Source organism: Quadrisphaera sp. RL12-1S, assembly GCF_014270065.1.
In the GTDB taxonomy this organism is placed as follows: domain Bacteria; phylum Actinomycetota; class Actinomycetes; order Actinomycetales; family Quadrisphaeraceae; genus Quadrisphaera.
The window spans coordinates 207,651-230,789 of the sequence record NZ_JACNME010000001.1; the positions used below are offsets into that span (position 1 = coordinate 207,651).

A 23,139-nucleotide genomic window follows, 5' to 3' on the forward strand; every position below is an offset into this window, starting at 1 on the left:
CGAGCAGGAGGAGATCGACGTGGCTGAGCAGTCGCAGAAGCTGAGGATCGTCGTCGGCAGCGACGACGCGGGGTTCGACTACAAGGAGGTCCTCAAGAAGGACCTGCAGGGCGATGAGCGCGTCTCGGAGGTCACCGACGTCGGCGTGGACGCCGAGGGCGACACCGCCTACCCCCACGTCGCCGTCGCGGCGGCCCGTCTGGTCCGAGACGGCAAGGCCGACCGGGCGCTGCTGGTGTGCGGCACCGGCTTGGGCGTGGCGATCAGCGCCAACAAGGTGCCCGGCATCCGGGCGGTGACCGCGCACGACAGCTTCTCGGTGGAGCGCGCGGTGCTGAGCAACGACGCCCAGGTGCTGTGCTTCGGCCAGCGCGTGGTGGGGATCGAGCTGGCCCGGCGCCTGGCGCGGGAGTGGCTGGGGTACACCTTCGACACCTCCAGCGCCTCAGCGGCGAAGGTCGCGGCCATCACCGAGTACGAGCACGACGGCGCCGACGGGCAGCGGTCCCTCGAGGACGCCGAGCGAGAGGCCGCAGCGGCCGACCGCGTCTGACGACCGGAGCGCCGCCCCGGCCGGGTCCGCCCGGCCGGGGCGGCGCTTCACGTGCTGGCGGAGGCCAGGAGGGTCGCCGTAGCGACGTCGGTCACGAGCTGCTTGAAGTAGCCGGCCCGCGCTCCCGCCGAGATGCCGGCGACCTTCTCCGCGCCGCTGGCGACCGCGATCGTCACGGGGATGCGGCGCAGCATCTCCAGGGGGATGGCGACGAGGCGGTCACTGCCGGGGAACTCGACCGGCTCGCCGTCGCGGTCGAAGAACCGCGAGCAGAGGTCACCGACAGCCCGGTCGAGGGCCGCGCTGTGCGCCGGCACGAAGTGGGGCAGGGACACGCGCTGCTGGGGGGGCGCACCGATGCCCATGACGGCGGCCCGAGCCGTGCCCCAGGTGTCGACGACGCGCCGGATGCTCGGGTCCTCCAGCAGCTCCTCGCGCAGTGCGGCGCTGGGCAGCGCTGGGGCGTAGAGGAAGGCGGGGTTCCCCTGCACCGCGGCGGCGAACGCCCGGATGATCTCGTTGGTCTGGTACCAGGGCTCGGGCTCCAGCTGCCCGCCCACGGTGGGGGCGACCAGCACCCCCGGCATCGGCGGGAGCTCTCCGTGGGCGGCCGCGTAGACCATCCGGCCGCTCGAGAGCAGCAGGACGTCGCCCGCGGCCAGGCGCGCCCCCCGGAGGGCAGCGGCGAGCGGCGGTGCCATCGCGGTGGACAGGACGCTGGGCGGCGCGCCCGGCGGCGGCCCGGAGTAGAGGTGCACCTCGTCCAGGCCGAGAGCCCTGGCGACGGCCACGGCCAGGTCGCCGTCGGGCCTCCCGGAGGGCTGCCTGACCTCGATCGAGACGATCCCGCGACGACGCGCCTCGGCGAGCTGGCGGCTCACTGTGGCGCGGCTCGTGCGGTGGCGCTGGGCGATCTCGGCCTGCGTGGCGTCCTTGAGGTAGTACTCCACGGCCACGGCGTAGAGCAGCTCGTCGGGGCTGCCCCCGGGCCCCTCGGCCACGCCTGCGCTCACGACCAGCGATCCTGGCACGCGGGACGCCATGAACGGGAGACCAGATCGTGATGTTCTTTTGCACAGATGTGCTGGACATGGGTGCAGGGGCGTGTCTAGTGTCCTCGCCAGACGGGCCGGTGAGGACGCTGGCCCCGACGACGAGGAGGTCGTGATGACGACCGAGACCATGCAGGCGGTCGTCTGCCACGGCCCCGAGGACTACCGGCTCGAGCAGGTGCCCCGCCCGTCGCTGCCCGAGGGCGGTGCCCTCGTCCGCGTCGAGGCCGTGGGCATCTGCGCGTCCGACCTGAAGTGCTACCACGGCGCCGCGAAGTTCTGGGGTGACGAGCACCGCTCCCCCTGGGCCGAGAAGGGCCGCATCCCGGGTCACGAGCTCGTCGGCGAGGTCGTCGAGATCACCGACGAGGCCGCGGCGCGCTGGGGCGTGGCCGTCGGGGACCGGGTGGTCAGCGAGCAGATCGTCCCCGACTGGGACTGCCGCTACTGCCTGCGCGGGGCGTACCACATGTGCGCCACGCACGACATGTACGGCTTCAAGGGCTACGACGGCGCCATGGCGGAGTTCATCGCCTTCCCGGCCAAGGCGCTCGTGCACAAGATCTCCAAGGACCTCCCCCCGGCGCACGCGGCCTTCGCGGAGCCGCTGTCGTGCGCGCTGCACGCGGTGGAGCGCGCCGACATCCAGTTCGAGGACGTCGTGGTGGTCGCCGGCTGCGGGCCGATCGGCCTGGGCATGATCGCTGGCGCCAAGGCGAAGGGCGCCGCGACCGTCGTCGCCCTCGACGCCATCGCCAGCAAGCTCGACCTCGCCCGCGCCGCCGGGGCCGACGTGGTCCTCGACATCACCCAGGACGACATCTACGCCGCCGTGCGGGACCTCACCGGCGGCTTCGGCGCCGACGTCTACCTGGAGGGCACGGGCCACCCGGCGGCGGTCAAGCAGGGCCTGAACCTGCTGCGCAAGCTGGGGACCTACGTGGAGTACGGCGTCTTCGGCTCCGAGGCCAGCGCCGACTGGTCGATCATCAGCGACGACAAGGAGCTCGACGTGCGCGGCGCGCACCTCGGCCCGCACACCTGGCCCAAGGCCGTCCAGATGATCGAGTCCGGGGTGCTGCCCCTGGAGGACATCTGCACCCACCAGCTGCCGCTCTCGCGGTTCCAGGAGGGCCTGGACCTCGTCGGCAGCGGCGCGTCGTCGGTCAAGGTCTCCCTCATCCCGGACTCCAGCTACACCGGCTGACCTCCGAGGTCCCTCCGTCGTCCGGCTGCCAGCCGGACGACGGAGCACCCCTGCCCGCGCGACCCCACCCCCGCCACCCCCGCACCCGTTCCGAGGAGGCCGAGCCATGAGCACCGCCACACCTCCGGCGACGCAGCCGTCCGCGCCCCGCGCCGCCCGCCGTCCGTCCACCCCCCGCCGTCGGGGCCGCCTGGTGGTCGTCGGCGCGGTGCTCGTCGTCGTCGTCGCCGCGGCGCTGAGCACCAAGGTGGTCTCCAACACCTCCGAGACCCTCGCGGGCCCGGCCGCCTTCGACGCGGCCACCTACGGCGAGAAGCAGTTCCCCGCGGTCCAGTCCTACGTCTCCGAGAAGGCCGTCGACGCCGCCCAGCTGGCCACCGCGCTGCAGTCGGACCCCGGCGCGGCCACCAAGTACGGGGTGGCCAGCAGCAGCGGCATCGGTGCGGTGGTGCCGGTCAAGTTCACCGGCACGGTCGGCGCTCCCGACCAGACGGGGCTGCCCGTCGTCACGGTCCCGGGCGTGCCCGAGGGCTACCTCGTGCACGTGCAGCTCGGCCCGGCCATCAACGGCACGGACCTGCGCGACGTCACCGGGAAGGTCTCCCTGAACGACTTCGAGAACCAGATCCAGTACCAGGACGCCGGCGCGGCGCTCAACGACCAGCTCAAGAAGGTGGTGCTCGCCCCGCTGGGCGGGCAGGACCTCACCGGCAAGACCATCACCGCCACGGGCGTGGTGACGCTCATCAACCCCAAGAGCTGGAACGTCACCCCGGCCTCGCTCGAGGTCCAGAAGTGACGGCCGGCCCGGCCGCGGGGCCCGCGGCCGACGAGGTCGTCCTGTCCGCGCACGACGTCGTCAAGACCTACGGCGCGACCCGGGCCCTCAAGGGCGTCGCCTTCGACGTCCACCGCGGACGCGTCACCACGCTGTTCGGCGAGAACGGCGCTGGCAAGTCGACGCTGATGAAGATCCTGTCGGGGGTCACCCAGCCCACGTCGGGCCAGATCGTCCTGGACGGCGAGCCCGTCGAGATCACCAGCACGGTCGACGCCCGCGAGCGCGGCATCTCCATCATCCACCAGGAGCTCAGCCTCGCCCCGAACCTCAGCGTCCGCGACAACCTCTTCATGGGCCGCGAGCTGCGCGGTCCGGCGGGCGTCGACTTCGCCGAGGAGACCCGCCAGGCGCGCGCGGTGCTGGCCGAGCTGGGCCAGGCGATCGACCCCGCCACCCCGGTCGCCGACCTGCGCGTCGGGCAGCAGCAGCTGGTGGAGATCGCCCGGGCGCTGCTGGTCGACTCGCGCATCCTCATCATGGACGAGCCCACGTCGGCGCTGTCGGCCTCCGAGGTCGAGGTGCTCTTCGGCGTCGTGCGCGACCTCACCTCCAGGGGCGTGTCGATCGTCTACATCTCCCACCACCTCGAGGAGGCCCTCGAGATCACCGACTACGCCGTCGTCCTGCGCGACGGCGCCATCACGGCGGCCGCGCACCGCTCCCAGATCGACCTCGAGTGGGTCGTGCGGCAGATGGTGGGCGACTCCTACGACCTCGGGACCCCGCCCACCGGGTACGAGCTGACCACCCCCGCCCTCGAGGTCGAGCAGGTCAGCGTCACCGACGTCGAGAACCCCGAGCGCTCCGTGGTGGACCGCGTCTCGCTGACCGTGAGGGCCGGCGAGGTGGTGTGCCTGTACGGGCTCATGGGCGCCGGGCGCACCGAGCTCCTCGAGGCCCTGGCGGGCCGGGTGCCCACCACCGGGGGGCGGGTGCTGCTCAAGGGCGAGGACGTGGCGGGGCTGAGCATCGCCCAGCGCATCGAGCGCGGCCTGGGCCTCGTGCCCGAGGACCGCCAGCGCGACGGGCTCGTCCAGACCATGAGCGTCGGGCAGAACCTGTCCCTGGCGTCCCTGCGCTCCTTCGTGCGCGGCGCGGTGGTCTCGCGGCGCGGCGAGCGCTCGGTGGTGGAGGAGGGCATCCGCAGCGTGCGGGTCAAGACCGCTGGCGGCGGGGCCCCGATCGGCTCCCTGTCCGGCGGCAACCAGCAGAAGGTCGTCATCGGCAAGGTGCTGGCCACCAGCCCCGACGTGATCCTGCTCGACGAGCCCAGCCGCGGCATCGACATCGGCGCCAAGGGGGAGGTCTTCCGCCTCCTCGCCGAGAAGGCGCGCGACGGGCTCGCGGTCGTCTACTCCACCTCCGAGCTCAACGAGTGCTTCGCCATCGCCCACCGGATCGTCGTGCTCTCGCGGGGCCGCATCGCGGCGGAGTTCGGACCCGACGCCCGCAAGGAACAGATCATGGCCGCCTCCGGCGAGGCGACCACCCACTGATCGCGGCCCCGGGCGCTGCCCGCCCCGCGCACCCCCTCGCCGTCGAGGAAGGACTCCCATGAGCTCGCCCACCGCCACCGCCACCGCACCCGCGCGGCGGCGCACCGACCTCGGTGCGCTGCTGCTGGAGGGCCGCGCCTTCCTGGCGCTCGTCGCGATCTTCGTGATCTTCTCCGCGCTCGCGCCGAACGCCTACCCCACCGTCTCCAACGTCCTGGTCATGGCCTCGCACGTCGCGATCTACGCGCTGCTGGCGATGGGCATGCTGCTGGTCATCCTCAACGGCGGCATCGACCTGTCCGTGGGCTCGACGCTGGGGATGGCCGGCATGATCGCCGGGTTCCTCATGAAGGGCGTCGACCTGTCCCCCTTCGGCGTGGCGGTCACGCTCTTCCCGCCGGTGTGGGTGGTGGCGCTCGCGGCGATCGGCGTCGGCGCCCTCATCGGGCTGGTCAACGGCGTGCTGGTCGCCCGCTTCAACGTCGCGCCGTTCGTCGCGACGCTGGGCACGCTCTACGCCGTCCGCGGCCTGGCCAGCCTCATGACCAACGGCCTCACCTACAACTCCTTCGGGGGTGACCCGGCCCTCGGCAACACCGGCTTCGCCTGGCTCGGCTTCAACCGCATCGCCACGGTGCCGATCGGGGTGCTGGTCATGGTGGCCGTCGCCGTCGTGCTCTCGGGGGTGCTGAACCGCTCCGTGTTCGGCCGCTGGCTCTACGCCTCCGGCGGCAACGAGCGCGCCGCCGAGCTGTCGGGTGTCCCCGTCAAGCGCGTCAAGGTCTGGGTGTACGTCATGTCGGGCGTCACCGCCGCCATCGCCGGCCTCATCCTCACCTCGCAGCTGACGTCGGCGGGTCCCACCGCCGGCACCACCTACGAGCTGACCGCCATCGCCGCCGTCGTCATCGGCGGCGCGGCCCTCTCCGGTGGTCGGGGCACCGTGCGCGGCACGCTGCTCGGCGCCTTCGTCATCGGCTTCCTCTCCGACGGCCTGGTCATCGTCGGCGTCTCGGTCTACTGGCAGACCGTCTTCACCGGCGCCGTCATCGTCGGCGCGGTCCTGCTGAACTCGGTGCAGTACCGCGGCCGGCGCCCCGCCGTCCCCTCCGCCGGCGCCGGTGGCACAGGCCAGGCGCCCCCTCCGACCGCGCCGAAGCCCTCCTCCGCCGCGGCGGTGTGAGGACCGCCTCCCCACCGGGGCCCCGGGACCTCCCCTCGCCCACCCCAGCCACACCTCAGCCACACCTCAGCCACACCTCAGCCGTCGGTGACGCCGGCACCCTCTGGAAGGAACACCATGAAGCGCAGGTCCCTGCTCGCCGCCGCCGGCGGTTCCGTGCTCACCCTGGCCCTGGCCGCCTGCGGCGGTGGCAGCACCAGCGCCCCCGCGGCCTCCGCGGGAGCCAGCTCCACCTCCGCGGGCAGCTCCAAGGCCGGCGGCCTCATCACGATCATCGTGAACAACCCCTCCAACCCGTACTGGGCCGCCGAGGGCGACTCCGCCAAGGCCGCTGCCGAGGCGCTGGGCTACAAGGCCACGGTCGCGGCGCACCGCGGCGACACGAACACCGAGAGCCAGCTGGTCGACACCGCCATCTCCAGCGGGTCCGTCGCCCTCCTGCTCGACCCGGCCAACGCCGACGGCTCCGTGGGCGCGGTGCAGAAGGCCGCCTCGGCGGGGATCCCCGTCTTCCTCATCAACGCCGAGATCAACAAGACCGGCATCGCCAAGGCCCAGCTGGTCTCCAACAACGCCCAGGGCGCCGCCCTCGGCGCCCAGCAGTGGGCCCAGCTGGTGGGCCAGGACGCCCAGTACGCGGAGCTGCTGGGCGCTCCCAGCGACAACAACGCCGCCACGCGCTCCAACGGCTACAAGACGGTGCTGTCGCAGTACCCGGGCCTGAAGAAGGTCGCGGAGCAGGTCGCCAACTGGGACCGCACCCAGGGCCACGACAAGATGCAGGCGATGCTCCAGGCCAACCCGGGTGTCAACGCGGTGATCTCGGGCAACGACGAGATGGCGCTCGGCGCGATCGCGGCGCTGCAGGAGTCCGGCCAGATCGGCCAGATGAAGGCCGTCGGCGGCTTCGACGGCTCTCCGGACGCCGTCGCCGCCATCAAGGCGGGCACCCTCTCCTACACGGTGCTGCAGCCGGTCGTGACGTTCTCCAAGGAGGCCGTCAAGCAGGCCGACTCCTTCCTCAAGACCGGCAAGACCGGCGTCGACGCGGAGAAGCAGGCGTTCGACTGCACGCTCATCACCAAGGACAACGTCGACAAGTACACGGCCCCCTTCACGATGTCCTCGTGATCCGCCGGTGACCCGCCGGTGACGGCGGCCGCAGGGCCGGTGGGACCCGCTCAGCGAGCGCGTCCCACCGGCCCTGCGGCGCTCGTGCGCCCCGGCCGTCAGTCGTCGTCGTCGTCGACCCAGTCCAGGGTGCGCTGCACGGCCTTGCCCCACTTGCGGTAGTACCTGTCGGCCTGGGCGCGGTCCATGGCCGGCTCCCAGCGCTTGTCCTCGGCCCACTGGGCGGTCAGCTCGTCCTCGTCGGCCCAGAAGCCCACCGCGAGACCGGCCGCGTACGCGGCCCCCAGGGCCGTGGTCTCGGCGATCTTCGGGCGGACCACCGGCACGCCCAGCACGTCGGCCTGGAACTGCATCAGCAGCTCGTTGGCGATCATGCCGCCGTCCACGCGCAGCTCGGTGAGGTCGACCCCGGAGTCGGCGTTCATCGCCTCCAGCACCTCGCGGGTCTGGTAGGCCGTGGCCTCCAGCACGGCGCGCGCCAGGTGGCCGCGGTTGACGTACCGCGTCAGCCCGACGATCGCCCCGCGCGCGTCCGAGCGCCAGTGCGGGGCGAACAGGCCCGAGAACGCCGGCACGAAGTAGGCACCGCCGTTGTCCTCGACCGAGCGGGCGACCGCCTCGATCTCCCCCGCGCCGCCGATCATCCGCAGGTTGTCGCGCACCCACTGCACCAGCGAGCCCGTGACCGCGATGGAGCCCTCCAGCGCGTAGACGGGCTTGCGGTCCCCGATCTGGTAGCACAGCGTGGTGAGCAGGCCGTTCTTGCTGGGCACGGCCTCCTCGCCGGTGTTGAGCAGCATGAAGTTGCCCGTGCCGTAGGTGTTCTTGGCCATGCCCTTGGTGAAGCAGACCTGCCCGAAGGTCGCCGCCTGCTGGTCACCCAGCGACCCGGCGATCGGCACGCCCGCCAGCAGGCCCTGCGCGCGGGCCTTCCCGTAGACCTCCGAGTTGGACACGATCCGCGGCAGCATCGAGACCGGGATGGTCATCTCCGCGGCGATGTCCTCGTCCCAGCTCAGCGACCGGTAGTCCATGAGCATCGTGCGCGAGGCGTTGGAGACGTCGGTGATGTGCAGGCCACCGTCGACCCCGCCGGTCATGTTCCAGATCAGCCAGGTCTCGATGGTGCCCATGAGCAGGTCACCGGCCTCGGCCCTGTCGCGGGCGCCGTCGACGTTGTCGAGGATCCACTTCACCTTGGGCCCGGCGAAGTAGGTGGCCAGGGGCAGCCCGACCCTGTCCTTGTAGCGCTCCGCTCCCCCGCCCAGGTCGCCCAGCTCGCGCACGGTCCTGTCGGTGCGGGTGTCCTGCCAGACGATGGCGTTGCAGACGGGCTTGCCGGTCGTCCGGTCCCAGACCACCGCGGTCTCGCGCTGGTTGGTGATGCCGACGGCGGCGATGTCGCCGGAGCTGACGTTCCCCTTGCCGAGGGCCTGCCCGACCACCTCGCGGGTGTTGGACCAGATCTCCTCGGCGTCGTGCTCGACCCACCCGGCGCGCGGGAAGATCTGCTGGTGCTCCTTCTGGCCGACGGCCACGACCTTCCCGTCGTGGTCGAACAGCATGCAGCGGGTGCTCGTGGTGCCCTGGTCGATGGCGGCGATGACACTGGCCACGTCGTTCCTCCTGTGCGTCGTTGCAGGTCCGGGGATGTTGAGTCAGGTGTCCGCCAGTCGTGGCGGGGGTCTCAGAAGACCTGGGAGACCAGTCCGGCGAGCACGCCGCCGATGATCGGTCCCACCACCGGGACCCACGAGTAGCCCCAGTCGTTGCCGCCCTTGTGCCGGATCGGCAGGACGGCGTGGGCCAGGCGCGGGCCGAGGTCGCGGGCGGGGTTGATGGCGTAGCCGGTGGGGCCTCCGAGGGAGGCGCCGATCGCCACCACGAGCAGCGCCACGTTGAGCGGGCCGACCTGGGTGGGCGTGTTGCCGAGCTGGAGGATCACGTAGACGAGGGTGAAGGTGGCGATCACCTCGGTGACGAGGTTCCAGCCGTGGCTGCGGATCTCCGGGCCGGTGGAGAAGGTGCCGAGCACGAGACCGGCGTCCTCCTCGGCGTCGTAGTGCTTGCGGTAGACCAGCCAGGCGAGGACGGCGCCGACGAAGGCCCCCACCATCTCCGCCACGAGGTAGACGACGGTGCTGGCGAAGGTCACCGGCACGTCCGGGGCGTACTCGGACGCTCCCGAGGACAGCAGCCCCAGGGTCACGGCGGGGTTGAGGTGGGCGCCGGAGCGCCAGGCGACGAAGACGCCGACGAAGACGGCCAGGCCCCAGCCGAAGCTGACGAGCAGCCAGTCGGCGCCCCGTCCCTTGGTCCGTGCGAGCAGCACGTTGGCGACCACGCCGACGCCGAAGAGCGTCAGCATCGCCGTCCCGAAGACCTCGGAGAAGAAGACGCTGGTGAGTGACACGGTCGGACCTCTCTGTCCCGGTCGGCCCCGCGCCGCACGCGCGGCGCGGGGGTTCCTTCTGGTGGTACCCCTCTCGGGTGGGTGTCGGGTGCTCGCAGGCACCCTCCTGCGGTCAGGCGCCCTCGGCCACCGGAAGCGGCCGGATCTCCGGCGCGCGCAGGCGGGCGCGCTCCGCTGAGGCGTCGTCGGGCTCGACCTCGGCGGCCCGCTCGGCGGCGACCCGCTCGAGGTAGGTGGCCACCTCCTGCTCGACCTGCTCGGCGCTCCACCCCAGGGGTCCGGCCATGAGCTCGGCGGCGGAGCGCGCGGACGCCGTGCCCCGGTCGGCCTGCTCGTAGGACAGCCGCGTACGGCGGGTGAGCACGTCCTCCAGGTGCAGGGCGCCCTCGTGGGTGGCGGCGTAGACGACCTCGGCCCGCAGGTGGTGCGGCGCGCCCTCCAGCGGCTCGCCGAGGGACGGGTCGGCGTCCACGAGGGCGAGCACCTCGTCGACCAGGGAGCCGTAGCGGTGCAGCAGGTGGACGACGCGCTCCTCGCTCCAGCCGCGGGAGGCGGCCAGGCGGTGGCGCTGGTTCCAGCGGACCGCGTAGCCGTCCGCACCGGCCAGGGGCAGCTGGCCGGTGAGCGAGGCGGGGACCTCGCCGCCGGGGGTCCCCGGGTCGCCCGGGGCCCTGTCGGCCAGGGCGACGTCGACGACGTCGCGGGCCATCACCCGGTACGTCGTGTACTTGCCCCCGGCGATGACCGTCAGGCCGGGGCGCACGGTGGCGGTGGTGTGCTCGCGGGAGACCTTCGTGGTGGCCGAGCCGTCGGAGGAGACCGGCTGGATGAGCGGGCGCAGCCCCGTCCAGACGCCCAGCACGTCGTCGCGGGTGAGCGGGCGCCGCAGCACGGCGTTGGCCTGGTCCAGCAGGTAGTCGACGTCGGCGGCGCTGGCCACCGGGTGGTCCTTCGCGAGGTCCCAGGGGGTGTCCGTGGTCCCGATGACCCAGTGCGTGGTCCACGGGATGATGAAGAGCACGCTCTTCTCGGTCTTGAGGATGAAGCCGTCCTCACCGGCCACGGCGTCCCGGGGGACGACGACGTGCACGCCCTTCGAGGCCCGCACCTGCAGGCCCTGCGCGCGGAACAGCTCCTGGGTCGCCTCGGTCCACACGCCGGTCGCTCCGATGACGTGCCGGGCGCGGACCTGCAGCTCGCGGCCGGTCTCCAGGTCCACCGCGGTGACCCCGGCCACGCGGCCGCCCTCCTCGAGGTACCCGGTGACGCTGACCCGGCTCGCGGCGGCCACCCCGTGCCCGGCGGCGGTGCGCACGAGCACCTCGACGAAGCGCGCGTCGTCGACCTTGGCGTCGTAGTAGCGGATGGCGCCGACGGCGGCGTCGGGGCGCAGCGACGGCGCGACGCGGGCCAGGGCGCGGTGCGACAGGTGGCGGTGCAGCGGCACGCCGCGCCCACCGATCCGGCCGAAGACCCCGGCGAGGGCGTCGTAGAGGGCGATGCCGGCGCCCACGTAGGCGCGCTCCCAGACCCGGTGCTGCAGCGGGTACAGGAAGGGCACCGGGTGGACCAGGTGCGGGGCGAGCCGACCCACCAGGAGGCCGCGCTCCTGCAGGGCCTCGTGCACGAGCGCGAAGTCGAGCATCTCCAGGTACCGCAGACCGCCGTGCACGAGCTTGCTGGCGCGGCTGGAGGTCCCGGAGGCCCAGTCGCGCTGCTCGAGGAGGCCCACCGACAGCCCGCGGCTCGCCGCGTCGAGGGCTGCCCCCGCTCCGGTGACCCCGCCGCCGATGACGAGGACGTCGAGGACCTCGCCGCGCAGGCGCTCCAGGGCGCGCTCCCGGGCGGCCGGTGACAGGGCGGTGGTGGAGGACGTCATGGCGGGACCTCTCCGTCGTGGGCCGTCGACCTCGAGCGGCCCGTGGTGTCCTCTCGACCCTGGCGCCGTGGGCCCCGGCGGGGCAATCTGGTGCACGGACGTGCACGCCGCGACGAGGCGGCGGGAGCGGTCCGCGAGCGGAGGGGTGGAGCCGGGTGGCCGATGACGAGCGTCTCGAGCGCGTGGCCCGGAAGTACTACGTGAGCAGGGCGACCATGGAGTCGATCGCTTCCGAGGAGGGGGTCTCCCGCTCGACGGTGTCACGCATGCTCGAGGCCGCTCGCGCCGCCGGCATCGTCTCGATCCAGGTCACCCCGGTGCACGGACGTGCACAGGCGGTGGAGCAGGAGGTGGCCCAGCGCTTCGGCGTCTCGGCGCGGGTGGTGCCCCTCCCGGAGGGGGTCGGCGCCGTCGAACGGCTCCACCACGTAGCGCGCGCGACGGGCAGGGTGCTGGACCGGTCCGTGGGCGCCGGCATGATCGTCGGGGTGGCGTGGGGCACCACCACCAGCGCCGTCAGCGAGCACCTCCTGGCCCGCCCCCTGAGCGACGTCCAGGTGGTGCAGCTCAACGGCGCCATGAACACCCTCAGCACCGGCGTCGGCTACGGCAGCGACGTCCTGGGCCGCTTCGCGAGCGCGTGGGACGCCCAGGTCCACCACTTCCCCGTGCCCGCCTTCTTCGACCACGTCGAGACCCGCAGGGCCATGTGGCGCGAGCGCAGCGTCCAGCGCGTGCTGCGCCTCCAGCACGCCGCCGACGTCGCCCTGTTCGGCATCGGGGCGGTGGGGGGAGCGGTGCCCAGCCGGGTGTGGGCGGAGGGGTACCTCACCGGTCCTGACCGCGCCGCCCTCACCGCGGCGGCCGTCGGCGACGTCTGCACGGTCTTCCTGCGCGCCGACGGCTCCTGGGAGGGGCTGCCCCTCAACGCCCGCTCCTCGGGCCCGGTCCCCCCGGTGCTGCGGCGCATCCCGCGCCGCATCTGCGCCGTCGCCGACGAGGCCAAGGTGCCGGGACTGCTGGCCGCCCTCGCAGCGGGCGTGGTCACCGACCTGGTGCTCGACGAGAGGACGGCGCGGGAGCTGCTCCTGGCACGGCCCGTGGCGCGCCGGGGCGGCAGCTGAGGAGGGCCGGGGTCCGCCGGAACCGACCGGGAGCCGACCGGGAGCCGACCGGGAGCCGACCGGGAGCCGACCGGGAGCCCGGGAGCCGGACTGCGACCGCCGGGCCCCCGACCTACGCTGGCGCCACCTGGGCGGGCCCCTCCCGGCACCGCCCCCCGGTTCTGACAGCGCGAGGGAGCGATCGCCATGACGGCTGCGACGCAGATGAGCACGCTGGGTCCGGAGTACCGGGAGCGGTCCTGGCAGGCCCTCGGCGAGGCCCCGTTCGACGTGCTCGTCATCGGCGGCGGCGTCACCGGCGCCGGTGTGGCCCTCGACGCCGCGACGCGCGGGCTGCGCACGGCCGTGGTGGAGCAGCGCGACTGGGCCTCGGGCACGTCCTCGCGCTCGTCCAAGCTCTTCCACGGCGGCCTGCGCTACCTGGAGCAGCTGAACTTCTCGCTGGTGCGCGAGGCGCTGAAGGAGCGCGAGCTGATGCTCACGCGCATCTGTCCGCACCTGGTGAAGCCGGTCTCGTTCCTCTACCCGCTCAACCACCGGATCTGGGAGCGGCCGTACATGGCGGCCGGCCTGACCATGTACGACACCATGGGCGGCGCGCGCTCGGTGCCGGGCTTCAAGAGCCTCACCCGCCGCGGCGCGCTCCGCCTGGCGCCTGGCCTGAAGCCCGACGCCTTCGTGGGCGCGATGCGCTACTACGACGCCCAGGCCGACGACGCCCGCCACACCCTCGCCGTCGTGCGCACCGCAGCCCACTACGGCGCGGTGGTGCGCAACAGCACCGAGGTGGTGTCCCTGCTGCACGAGGGCGACCGGATCGTCGGGGCCACGGTGCGCGACGTCGAGACCGGCCAGACCACCGACGTCCGGGCGACGGTGGTCATCAACTGCACCGGCGTGTGGACCGACGACATGCAGCACCTCGCCGGCGGCCGCGGGCGGTTCCGGGTGCGCGCCTCCAAGGGCGTGCACATCGTCGTCCCCCGGGACCGGTTCGCCTCCGAGACCGGGCTGATCCTGCGCACCGAGAAGTCGGTGCTCTTCTTCATCCCGTGGGGCACCCGGTGGATCATCGGGACCACGGACACCGACTGGTCGCTCGACAGGGCGCACCCCGCGGCCACCCGGGCCGACATCGACTACATCCTCGAGCACGCGAACACGGTGCTGCGGACCCCGCTGACCCGCGACGACGTCCGCGGGGTCTACGCGGGCCTGCGGCCGCTGCTGGCCGGGGAGTCCGAGGGGACGAGCACGCTGTCGCGCGAGCACGCGGTCGCCCGCCCGCAGCCCGGCCTGGTGTCCATCGCGGGCGGCAAGTACACGACGTACCGCGTCATGGCGGCCGACGCCGTCGACGCGGCCAGGGCCGACCTCGGCTCCCAGGTGCCGCCGTCGGTCACCGAGCACGTCCCGCTGCTCGGCGCGGACGGGTACCACGCGCTGGTGAACCAGGTCCCCTCCCTCGCCCAGCGGTACCGGGTCCCGGAGCACCGCGTGCTGCACCTGCTGAACCGGTACGGGGCCGAGGCGCTGGACCTGCTGGAGCTGGGTCGCGAGACGCCGGACCTGCTGCAGCCGCTGGAGGGCGCCGAGGACTACCTGCGCGTGGAGGTCGTCCACGCCGCCACGCACGAGGGCGCCCTCCACCTCGACGACCTGCTCGCGCGCCGCACCCGCATGTCCATCGAGTACGGCCACCGCGGCGTCGGCTCGGCGCAGGCGGTGGCCGACCTCGTGGCGCCCGTGCTCGGCTGGGACGCGGACCGGGTGGCCGAGGAGGTCCGCAGCTACAGCGAGCGCGTGGCCGCGGAGCGGGCCAGCCAGGAGCTCCCGGACGACGAGGCCGCCGACGCCGCCCGCCGCGAGGCACCCGACTCGCGGCCGCTGCTCAACGCCTGACGAGCACGCCGAGGGGAGGCGGCGGCCCGCCGGGTCGCCGCCTCCCCCTGCGCGTGCCACGGTGGCGGTGCGCGGAGCTGCCAGCGCCGCGCACCCAGGTGGAGAGCACCGAGGGCGAGCGCGGCGAGGGGGCCACGGCGATGGCAGGCAGCAGCCGGACGACGGTGGGCGGTCCCACGGCACCGCCCCTGAACGACCCGCGCGAGACGCGCCTGGACCGGGTCGGCATCCCGCACGTGCTCCGCTGGGGGTTCGCGGCGGTCATCGTCTTCATGACCGGCAACGCGGTGGAGACCAACTTCATCGCCCCCCACCTGGCCCAGGCGCTCGGCTCGCAGGGCGCGGCGGCCGCCACCATCATCTCCGCGTACGGCCTGGCGGCGCTGCTGGGCTCCTACCTCGCGGGGGCGCTGTCCGACCTGCTCGGACCCCACCGGGTGATGACGCTCGGCTTCGCGGTGTGGGTGGTCTTCGAGGTGCTCTTCCTGCTGTCGCTGCAGACCGGGAACCTGCCCGCGATCGCCGCGACGTACTTCGTCCGCGGGTTCGGCTACCCGCTCTTCGCCTTCGCCTTCCTCGTGTGGATCAACGCGGTGGCACCGCGGGAGCGGGCGGGCACCGCCGTCGGCTGGTTCTACGTGATGTTCACCGGCGGGCTGCCCACGCTCGGGGCGCTGGTGGCGATCGCCGCCATCCCCGCCTTCGGGGGCGGCTACCAGGGCGAGACCGGCGCCATGTGGCTGTCGATCGCGCTCGTGGTGGCCGGCTACGCGCTGACGTTCCTCGTGCGCGAGCCCCACGGGCGCCGGCGGCTGGTCTCACGGGAGGAGTCGACAGGGGCGGTGCTCGGCAGCGGCGTCAAGCTCGCGGCGCAGGAGCCGAAGGTCCTCGTGGGCTTCCTCGTCCGCATCATCAACACCGCACCGCAGTACGGGATGTTCGTCATCCTGCCGGGCGTCATCGGCGGGTCCCTGGGCTGGTCGCAGTCCCAGTGGCTGCTGATGAGCAGCATCGTCTACGCCTCCAACATCGCCTTCAACGCCGTCTTCGGCGCCATCGGCGACCGCTGGGGCTGGGTGCGCACCGTGCGGTGGTTCGGCGTGCTCGGCTCCGCCATCGGCCTGCTGCTGTGGTGGTACGTGCCGCACGCGGTGGCGCCCGGCTCCGACTGGGGCTACGCGCTCTCGGTGGCGGCCGGAGTGGTCTTCGGCATCCTCCTGGCGGGCTTCGTCCCGCTGGGCGCGATCCTGCCGCAGCTCACCGAGCGCAAGGGGGCGGCGATGGCCGTGTACACGACGGCCGCCGGTGGGGCCGCCTTCCTGGGGGCCGCCGTGGTCGCGCTGGTGCGGCCGTGGGGCGGCGACGCCGGCACCGTGTGGGCCTTCGTGGTCCTCTACGGCGTGGCGTTCGTGCTGTGCCACTGGCTCCGGGTGGAGCAGCCGAAGGACGCCCACCACTGACCCCTGCCACCAGCGCCCGCGACCACCGGGGCCGGTGGTCGCGGGGGCAGCGGCCGGGGGCGCCGGTCAGGTCGGCTGGTAGGGGCTGACGACCACCTCGACGCGCTGGAACTCCTTGAGGTCGGAGTAGCCCGTGGTGGCCATCGCCCGGCGCAGGGCGCCGAGGAGGTTGGTGGTGCCGTCGGGGGTGGTGCCGGGACCGACGAGGATCTCCTCGAGCGAGCCCACGGTGCCCACCTTGACGCGGCGGCCGCGCGGCAGGTCGGCGTGGTGCGCCTCGGGACCCCAGTGCCAGCCGCCGCCGGGGGCCTCGGTGGCGCGGGCGAGCGCGGCACCGAGCATCACGGCGTCAGCGCCGCAGGCGACGGCCTTGACCACGTCGCCGGAGCGGCCCATGCCGCCGTCGGCGATGACGTGCACGTAGCGGCCCCCGGACTCGTCGAGGTAGTCGCGCCGGGCGGCGGCCACGTCGGCGATGGCCGTGGCCATGGGGGCGTGGACGCCGAGGGCGCCGCGCGTGGTGTGCGCCGCTCCCCCGCCGAAGCCCACGAGGACGCCGGCGGCACCTGTGCGCATGAGGTGCAGGGCGGCGGTGTACGTCGAGGCGCCACCCACGATGACGGGCACCTCGAGCTCGTAGATGAACTGCTTGAGGTTCAGCGGCGGCGCGTCGGCCTCGCTGGCGGCGACGTGCTCGGCGGACACCGTCGTGCCGCGGATCACGAAGAGGTCCACCCCGGCGTCGACGACGGTCTTCCACAGCTGCGCGGTGCGCTGCGGCGACAGCGCCCCGGCCACCACCACGCCGGCGTCGCGCACCTGCCGCAGCCGCTGGGCCACGAGGTCGGGGTCGATGGGGGCGCTGTAGATCTGCTGCATCCGCCGGGTCACGGCGGTGCTGTCGGCGGAGGCGCCGTCGCTGAGGGCCGCCACCTCCGCCAGCAGGGGGCGCGGGTCCTCGTAGCGGGTCCACAGGCCCTCGAGGTCGAGCACGCCGAGCCCACCGAGCCGGCCGATGGCGATGGCGGTCTCGGGGCTCACCACGGAGTCCATCGGCGCCGAGATCACGGGCATCGCGAAGTGGTAGGCGTCGATCTGCCAGGAGACGCTCACCAGCTCCGGGTCGCGGGTGCGCCGGCTCGGGACGACGGCGACGTCGTCCAGCGAGTAGGCGCGCCGGCCGCGCTTGCCGCGCCCGATCTCGATCTCGTAGGCCATGGGGCTCCTCGCTGCTCAGCAGGTGGTGGTCGGCTTCTCAGCGACCGGTGTAGTTGGGCGCCTCGAGCACCATCTGGACGTCGTGCGGGTGGCTCTCCTTGAGGCCCGCGGACGTGATGCGCACAAAGCGGCCGCGCTCCTTGAGCTCGGGCACCGTGGCCGCGCCCGTGTAGAACATCGACTGCCGCAGGCCGCCCACCAGCTGGTGCGCGACGGCGGCGAGGGGACCGCGGTAGGGCACCTGGCCCTCGATGCCCTCGGGGACGAACTGCTCGGCGGCGGCGACGTCGTTCTGGAAGTAGCGGTCCTTGGAGAAGCCGCGCCCGCCCGCCCGCGTCTGCTGCGCGCCGAGGGAGCCCATGCCCCGGTAGGACTTGTACTGCTTGCCGTTGATGAAGACGAGCTCCCCCGGGCTCTCGTCGCAGCCGGCCAGCAGCGAGCCGAGCATCACGGTGTCGGCACCGGCGACGAGCGCCTTGGCGATGTCGCCGGAGTACTGCAGACCGCCGTCGCCGATCACCGGGACGCCCGCGGGGCGGCAGGCCGCCGCGGCCTCGGCGATGGCGGTGACCTGCGGGACGCCGACGCCGGCCACCACGCGGGTGGTGCAGATCGACCCGGGGCCCACGCCCACCTTGACGCCGTCGACGCCGGCCTCCACCAGCGCGGCGGCCGCGGCGCGCGTGGCCACGTTGCCGCCGACCACGTCCACGTGCGCGGCGGCCGGCTCGGCCTTGAGGGCGGCGACCATCTCCAGCACCGCGCGCGAGTGCCCGTGGGCCATGTCGACGACGAGGACGTCCACGCCGGCCTCGACCAGCAGCATCGCGCGCTTCCAGGCACCCTCGAAGACGCCCATGGCGGCGGCCACGCGCAGGCGGCCGGCCTCGTCCTTGGTGGCGAGCGGGTACTGCTCGCGCTTGGTGAAGTCCTTGACGGTGATGAGCCCGCGCAGCCGGCCCTCGCCGTCGACCAGGGGCAGCTTCTCGACCTTGTGCTGGGCCAGCAGCGCCATGGCCGCCTCGCCCGAGGTGCCCACGGGGGCGGTGACCAGCGGCATGCGGGTCATCACCTCGCCGGCGGTGCGCGAGCGGTCGGCCTCGAAGCGCAGGTCGCGGTTGGTGACGATGCCCACCAGGTGGGAGCCCTCGTCGACCACGGGCACGCCGGAGATGCGGTAGCGCGCGCAGAGGGCGTCGACCTCGTCGAGCGTCGTCTCGGGCGTGCACACCACCGGGTCGGTGACCATGCCGGACTCGGAGCGCTTCACCAGGTCCACCTGGTTGGCCTGCTCCTCCGGCGAGAGGTTGCGGTGCAGCACGCCCAGGCCGCCCTGGCGCGCCATGGCGATGGCCATGCGCGACTCGGTGACGGTGTCCATGGCGGAGCTGAGGAGCGGGACCGCCACCTCGACGCGCTTGGAGACCCGGGAGGCGGTGACGGCGGAGCTGGGGATGACGTCGCTCTGGCCCGGCAGGAGCAGGACGTCGTCGAAGGTCAGACCGAGTCCGTCGATCGGGAGGGCGGAGGCACCGAGGAGGGAGTCGTCAGACGGCACCCTCCGATCGTAGAGGCCGCGACGGCCTGCTCCTCCCGCCACCGGACCGCCACCGGACCACCACCGGACCACCACCGGACCACCACCGGACCACCACCGGACCACCACCGGAACCGCCCACGGGAGCCGGTGAGCCCGGTGGCCCTCCGGCCCGGGTCATGAGATCCCCATGGACCGGTCAAGAGCTGGTCAAGGAACCGGGGCCGATGGTCAAGCGGGGGCAAAGGAACCCCAGGGCCCGGGGAAGACCCAGCGAACTCGCAGGTCAGCGCCTTGTCAGACCCCTCTCAGGCTCGGACCATCAGCCGCTGAGGAGGGGCGCCCGCGGGGCGGCCCGCACACCCGAGGAGGGAACGATGACCAGCTCCACCGCCGCACCACCGGGGGCGCCGAGGCGGGTCCTCAAGCGCGAGATCGGCGCGATCGGCATGCTCTGGGCCTCGGTCGGCTCGATCATCGGCTCGGGCTGGCTCTTCGGCGCCCAGAACGGGCTGACAGCGGCCGGCCCCGCGGCGGTCATCGCCTGGGTCATCGGCGGGGTCGCCGTCCTCGTCCTGGCACTCATCCACGCCGAGCTCGGCGGCATGTACCCCGTCTCCGGGGGCTCGGCGCGGTTCCCGCACTACGCCTTCGGAGGCGCGGCGGGCGCCTCCTTCGGCTGGTACGCCTGGCTGCAGACGGCCACCGTGGCGCCGATCGAGGTCTCGGCGATGATCAACTACGCGAAGCACTACTCCTTCGCCAGCGGCTGGCTCACCGCGGACAAGACCCTCACCGCGAGCGGCCTGGTCGTCGCGATCCTCCTCATGGCCGTCATCAGCTCCATCAACTTCCTGGGCGTGCGCGCGCTGGCGCTGACCAACAGCACGGCGACGTGGTGGAAGGTGGCGGTCCCCCTGGTCGCCATCTTCGCCATCGCGATGGCGGGCGGAGGCCTGCACACGGGCAACTTCACCGCCGCGGACGGCTTCGCCCCCGGCGGCCTGCAGGGCGTCCTCGGCGCCGTCTCCACCAGCGGCATCATCTTCAGCTACCTGGGCTTCGAGCAGGCCGACCAGCTGGCGGGCGAGAGCACCAACCCCAAGCGCGACGTCCCGCTGGCCATCATCGGCTCGGTGGTCATCGGCGTGGTCGTCTACGTGGCGCTGCAGGTGGTCTTCCTGCTCGCCCTGCCCGCCAGCTCCATCGGCTCCACGTGGGCGCAGACCACCGGTGACGTGGTCGGCGCCTTCACCGGCCCCTGGGCGCAGCTCGCCTCCCTCGTGGGCCTGGGCTGGCTCGCCGCCGTGCTCTACGCCGACGCGATCATCTCCCCCGGGGGCACCGGCCTCATCTACACCGCGGCGACCAGCCGCGTCAGCTACGGCCTGGCGCGCAACGGCTACGTGCCCACCGCCTTCGAGCGCCTGAACGCCAACGGCGTGCCGTGGGTCGGCGTCATCGTCAGCTTCGTCATCGGCTGCGTCTGCTTCCTGCCGTTCCCGAGCTGGCAGTCCCTCGTGGGCCTCATCACCTCGGCCAGCGTGCTCATGTACGCCGGCGCGCCGCTCGCGCTGGCGGTCTTCCGCAAGCGCCTGCCGGAGGTGGAGCGCCCCTACCGGCTGCCGGGTGCGGCCGTGCTGGCGCCGCTGGGCTTCGTCATCTCCGACCTGATCATCCTGTGGTCGGGGTGGGACACGGACTGGAAGCTCGCCGTCGCGATCGTCATCGGCTACGTGATCCTCTTCGTCAGCCGCGCCGGGGGCTTCACGAGCCACCGCCCGCCGCTGCACTGGCGCTCGGCGCAGTGGCTGCCCGTGTGGCTGGTCGGCATGCTGCTCATCACCTTCGCCTCCACCTACGGAGGGCAGGGCTGGCTCGACCTGTCCGTGAGCCTCGTGGTGACGGCGGTGTTCAGCCTGGCCATCCACTACTGGGCCGTGGCGGTCTCGCTGCCCGCCGAGGAGATCCGCGCCATGATCGACCAGGTCGCCGCCGAGGAGGACGCGCTGCCGTCGCTGCCGTCCCACTGACGGCTGCACCACCTCACGACGACGACGACAAGGCCCGGCACCCCCGAGGGGGGCCGGGCCTCGTCGTGACGCCGGTCGAGGGCCGACCGGCGGGTGGGTCAGTGGACCATGCCCAGGCGGAAGCCCTTGGCCACGGCCTGGGCGCGGTCAGCGGCGTCCAGCTTGCGGAACAGGCGGCGCGCGTGGGTCTTCACGGTGTCCTCGGACAGGAAGAGCTGCTTGCCGATCTCGGCGTTGCTGCGCCCCTCGCCCATGCCGGTGAGCACCTGCAGCTCGCGCTCGGTCAGCGCGGGGGTGGCGCCGGCCTCGGTGCGGCGGGCGCCTCGGCCGCGCACGCCGGCCTCGCTGATGGCGCCGATGACGGCGGCCACCAGCTCGGAGCGGGTGGCGTCCTTGACCACGTAGCCGCGGGCGCCGGCGGCGACGGCGCGCGCCACGCCCTCGACGTCCTCGGCCACGGTCAGCATGAGCACGCCGGCACCGGGGTGGCGCGCCAGCAGGCGGCGGGCGGCCTCGACCCCGCCGATGCCGGGCATGCGGACGTCCATGAGCACGAGCGCGGGGCGCTCGACCGGCCAGCGGGCGAGCACCTCCTCACCGGAGCTGGCGCCGATCACGCGCCCCACCCCGGCCACGCCCGCGACCGCTCGCCGCAGGTTCTCCCGCACCAGCGGGGAGTCGTCGCAGACCATGACCGTCGCCATCGCAGACACCGTCGCCACCTCCGTGTGCGCCGACCCGTGCGGTCGGCTGTCCTGGAGGTGTCATCGGCACGGATCGGGCGGACCTGAGAGCTAGCGGGGCTGCGACCCCGGCCGGCGCGGACCCAGCTGCGGCGGGCTCAGGGCTCGGTGGCCTCGAGCAGCACCTCCAGCGCGGCGGGCAGGGCGGGGGCCCGCAGCGCCGCACGGCCGGCCGGCAGCTGCGCGAGGGACCAGCCCGGCCCGGACAGCACGAGGCGCACCGGGTGCCGCAGGCGCGGCAGCGGGCCCAGCTGGGCCGCGGCGTCGGCCACCGGCTCCTCGGCGTGCACGAGGACGGCGGCCGGACCCGTGCGCCGCACGGCGGCCGCCACGGCCTCGCGGGGCAGCCCGGGGGCCAGGACCCACGGCCGGACGCCGTGGGCGGCCACGGCGGCGGCCAGGACGTGCAGGGGCAGGGAGTCCGTCTCGCCCTCGGCGGCGGCGAGGAGCACGACGGCGGTGGTGCGCTCCGGGGGGCGCCGCAGCGCCCGCAGCGCCTCCAGGGTCGCGGCGGTGAGCAGCACCTCGGAGTCGACGCCCGGCCCGGTCGCCTCCCAGCGGCGCGCCAGGGCGACCCTGGCCGGCTGCACGACCTCCTCCCACGCCCGCAGGGGGCCCTTGGAGGAGCAGGCGGCCAGCACGGCCGCCGCGGCGCCGGGAGCGTCACCCGCCAGCACCGCGCGCTGCAGGGCTCCCTGCCCCGCGGGCGAGGGGCGCCGCGTCAGCGGGGTGCGGTCAGCGGGGAGCACGGCGCTCCAGACGCCGAGGTCGGCGGTCAGGGCCACCAGCGCCGGCACGTCCCCCGTGGTCGGGGCCTCGTCGTGGTCCTCGGCGTCGTGGAGGTCAGAGCCCTCACCGGCCGCTGACGCCAGCGCCATCGCAGCGTCGGTCGGATCGGTGGCCAGTGCGGTGGCAGCCGCCGTGACGGGCGGCACGCCCTCCAGCGTCAGCCGGCGCATGACCACCAGTCGGGCGAGGTCCTCGGGGGTGTAGCGGCGGTGCGAGCCGGTCTCGTGCTCGCTGGGGCCCAGGCCGTAGCGGCGGGCCCACGTCCGCAGGGTCGCGGGGGCGACGCCGAGGCGCCGCGCGGCGGCCGCGACGCCCAGCGACACGCCCGAGGGGGCGGCGTTGGGGGTGGGCACCCCGCCAGTGTGGTCGGGTGGTCATGACGTCGCCACCGCGCCCCCCGCGCAGCACCCGGGAGGACGCCGACCGACCGTCGCGCCCCGCGCGGTGGCGCCCTGCGCCACATCACACGAACGGCCCAGTGCCAGGTCCTTGAACAACCTCTGACGCGGTTGTAGTGTCGTCTTCAACGAGCCCGGGCCACCGCGAGGTGGCTCTGAGCACGGAGTACCCCACCCGGC

At 73.6% G+C, this 23,139-nt stretch carries 18 protein-coding genes; 10 read left to right on the forward strand and 8 right to left on the reverse strand.

Going from position 1 to position 23,139, the window contains the following annotated elements; all coding sequences use genetic code 11:
* The first annotated feature begins 19 nt into the window (after window positions 1-19).
* Complete coding sequence (locus H7K62_RS00880; protein ID WP_370591544.1) at window positions 20-553, forward strand: ribose-5-phosphate isomerase; 534 nt, start codon at window positions 20-22, stop codon at window positions 551-553.
* 47 nt (window positions 554-600) lie between these two features.
* On the opposite strand, the gene H7K62_RS00885 is transcribed toward H7K62_RS00880, so the two are convergent.
* Window positions 601-1,566 carry a sugar-binding transcriptional regulator gene (locus tag H7K62_RS00885; RefSeq protein ID WP_370591545.1) on the reverse strand — a complete coding sequence of 322 codons (966 nt, stop codon included), beginning with the start codon at window positions 1,564-1,566 and terminating at the stop codon, window positions 601-603.
* A gap of 154 nt (window positions 1,567-1,720) precedes the next feature.
* On the opposite strand from H7K62_RS00885, the gene H7K62_RS00890 reads away from it, so the two are divergent.
* The 5 genes from H7K62_RS00890 to H7K62_RS00910 all read left to right on the forward strand — a co-directional run bounded on the left by H7K62_RS00890 (window position 1,721) and on the right by H7K62_RS00910 (window position 7,463).
* A complete protein-coding gene (locus tag H7K62_RS00890) occupies window positions 1,721-2,812 on the forward strand; it encodes a zinc-binding dehydrogenase (RefSeq protein WP_186715527.1) in 1,092 nt (363 codons plus the stop codon).
* Between the two features lie 106 nt (window positions 2,813-2,918).
* Window positions 2,919-3,611, forward strand: a complete 693-nt coding sequence (locus H7K62_RS00895; protein ID WP_186715528.1) for a DUF2291 family protein — start codon at window positions 2,919-2,921, stop codon at window positions 3,609-3,611.
* The gene (locus tag H7K62_RS00900; RefSeq protein WP_186715529.1) at window positions 3,608-5,149 is read left to right on the forward strand and encodes a sugar ABC transporter ATP-binding protein; all 1,542 of its coding nucleotides are present in this window, start codon (window positions 3,608-3,610) and stop codon (window positions 5,147-5,149) included. The genes H7K62_RS00895 and H7K62_RS00900 overlap by 4 nt, the downstream gene beginning before the upstream one ends.
* Window positions 5,150-5,207: 58 nt before the next feature.
* Window positions 5,208-6,332, forward strand: coding sequence for an ABC transporter permease (locus tag H7K62_RS00905; RefSeq protein WP_186715530.1), 1,125 nt, complete (start codon window positions 5,208-5,210; stop codon window positions 6,330-6,332).
* Between the two features lie 117 nt (window positions 6,333-6,449).
* Window positions 6,450-7,463, forward strand: a complete 1,014-nt coding sequence (locus tag H7K62_RS00910; protein WP_186715531.1) for a D-ribose ABC transporter substrate-binding protein — start codon at window positions 6,450-6,452, stop codon at window positions 7,461-7,463.
* 98 nt (window positions 7,464-7,561) lie between these two features.
* Here H7K62_RS00910 and glpK read toward each other — a convergent pair whose 3' ends face one another.
* The 3 genes from glpK to H7K62_RS00925 form a co-directional block, all read right to left on the reverse strand.
* Window positions 7,562-9,079 carry a glycerol kinase GlpK gene (gene glpK, locus H7K62_RS00915; RefSeq protein WP_186715532.1) on the reverse strand — a complete coding sequence of 506 codons (1,518 nt, stop codon included), beginning with the start codon at window positions 9,077-9,079 and terminating at the stop codon, window positions 7,562-7,564.
* Between the two features lie 71 nt (window positions 9,080-9,150).
* Window positions 9,151-9,876: an MIP/aquaporin family protein gene (locus H7K62_RS00920; protein WP_370591546.1), complete on the reverse strand. Its 726-nt coding sequence runs from the start codon at window positions 9,874-9,876 to the stop codon at window positions 9,151-9,153.
* 112 nt (window positions 9,877-9,988) lie between these two features.
* Window positions 9,989-11,755, reverse strand: a complete 1,767-nt coding sequence (locus H7K62_RS00925) for a glycerol-3-phosphate dehydrogenase/oxidase (protein ID WP_186715533.1) — start codon at window positions 11,753-11,755, stop codon at window positions 9,989-9,991.
* Window positions 11,756-11,910: 155 nt separating this feature from the next.
* On the opposite strand from H7K62_RS00925, the gene H7K62_RS00930 reads away from it, so the two are divergent.
* From H7K62_RS00930 to H7K62_RS00940, 3 genes are all read left to right on the forward strand, one after another.
* Entirely contained in the window at window positions 11,911-12,879 is a 969-nt protein-coding gene (locus tag H7K62_RS00930; RefSeq protein ID WP_222436857.1) for a sugar-binding transcriptional regulator, read from the forward strand.
* A 186-nt stretch (window positions 12,880-13,065) separates the two neighbouring features.
* On the forward strand, window positions 13,066-14,781 hold the full coding sequence (locus H7K62_RS00935) for a glycerol-3-phosphate dehydrogenase/oxidase (protein ID WP_186715535.1): 1,716 nt from the start codon (window positions 13,066-13,068) through the stop codon (window positions 14,779-14,781).
* Window positions 14,782-14,921: 140 nt separating this feature from the next.
* On the forward strand, window positions 14,922-16,241 hold the full coding sequence (locus H7K62_RS00940) for an MFS transporter (protein ID WP_186715536.1): 1,320 nt from the start codon (window positions 14,922-14,924) through the stop codon (window positions 16,239-16,241).
* A 66-nt stretch (window positions 16,242-16,307) separates the two neighbouring features.
* On the opposite strand, the gene H7K62_RS00945 is transcribed toward H7K62_RS00940, so the two are convergent.
* The gene (locus H7K62_RS00945; protein WP_186715538.1) at window positions 16,308-17,459 is read right to left on the reverse strand and encodes a GuaB3 family IMP dehydrogenase-related protein; all 1,152 of its coding nucleotides are present in this window, start codon (window positions 17,457-17,459) and stop codon (window positions 16,308-16,310) included.
* A 37-nt stretch (window positions 17,460-17,496) separates the two neighbouring features.
* A complete protein-coding gene (gene guaB, locus H7K62_RS00950) occupies window positions 17,497-19,017 on the reverse strand; it encodes an IMP dehydrogenase (RefSeq protein WP_186715541.1) in 1,521 nt (506 codons plus the stop codon).
* 356 nt (window positions 19,018-19,373) lie between these two features.
* Between guaB and H7K62_RS00955 the strand changes: the two genes are divergently transcribed.
* Window positions 19,374-21,029, forward strand: a complete 1,656-nt coding sequence (locus H7K62_RS00955) for an APC family permease (RefSeq protein WP_186715543.1) — start codon at window positions 19,374-19,376, stop codon at window positions 21,027-21,029.
* Window positions 21,030-21,127: 98 nt separating this feature from the next.
* On the opposite strand, the gene H7K62_RS00960 is transcribed toward H7K62_RS00955, so the two are convergent.
* Together H7K62_RS00960 and H7K62_RS21430 are read right to left on the reverse strand one after the other, a co-directional pair.
* The gene (locus tag H7K62_RS00960) at window positions 21,128-21,733 is read right to left on the reverse strand and encodes a response regulator transcription factor (protein WP_186716429.1); all 606 of its coding nucleotides are present in this window, start codon (window positions 21,731-21,733) and stop codon (window positions 21,128-21,130) included.
* Window positions 21,734-21,870: 137 nt separating this feature from the next.
* Window positions 21,871-22,914, reverse strand: coding sequence for a MerR family transcriptional regulator (locus H7K62_RS21430; RefSeq protein WP_222436858.1), 1,044 nt, complete (start codon window positions 22,912-22,914; stop codon window positions 21,871-21,873).
* Window positions 22,915-23,139 lie beyond the last annotated feature (225 nt).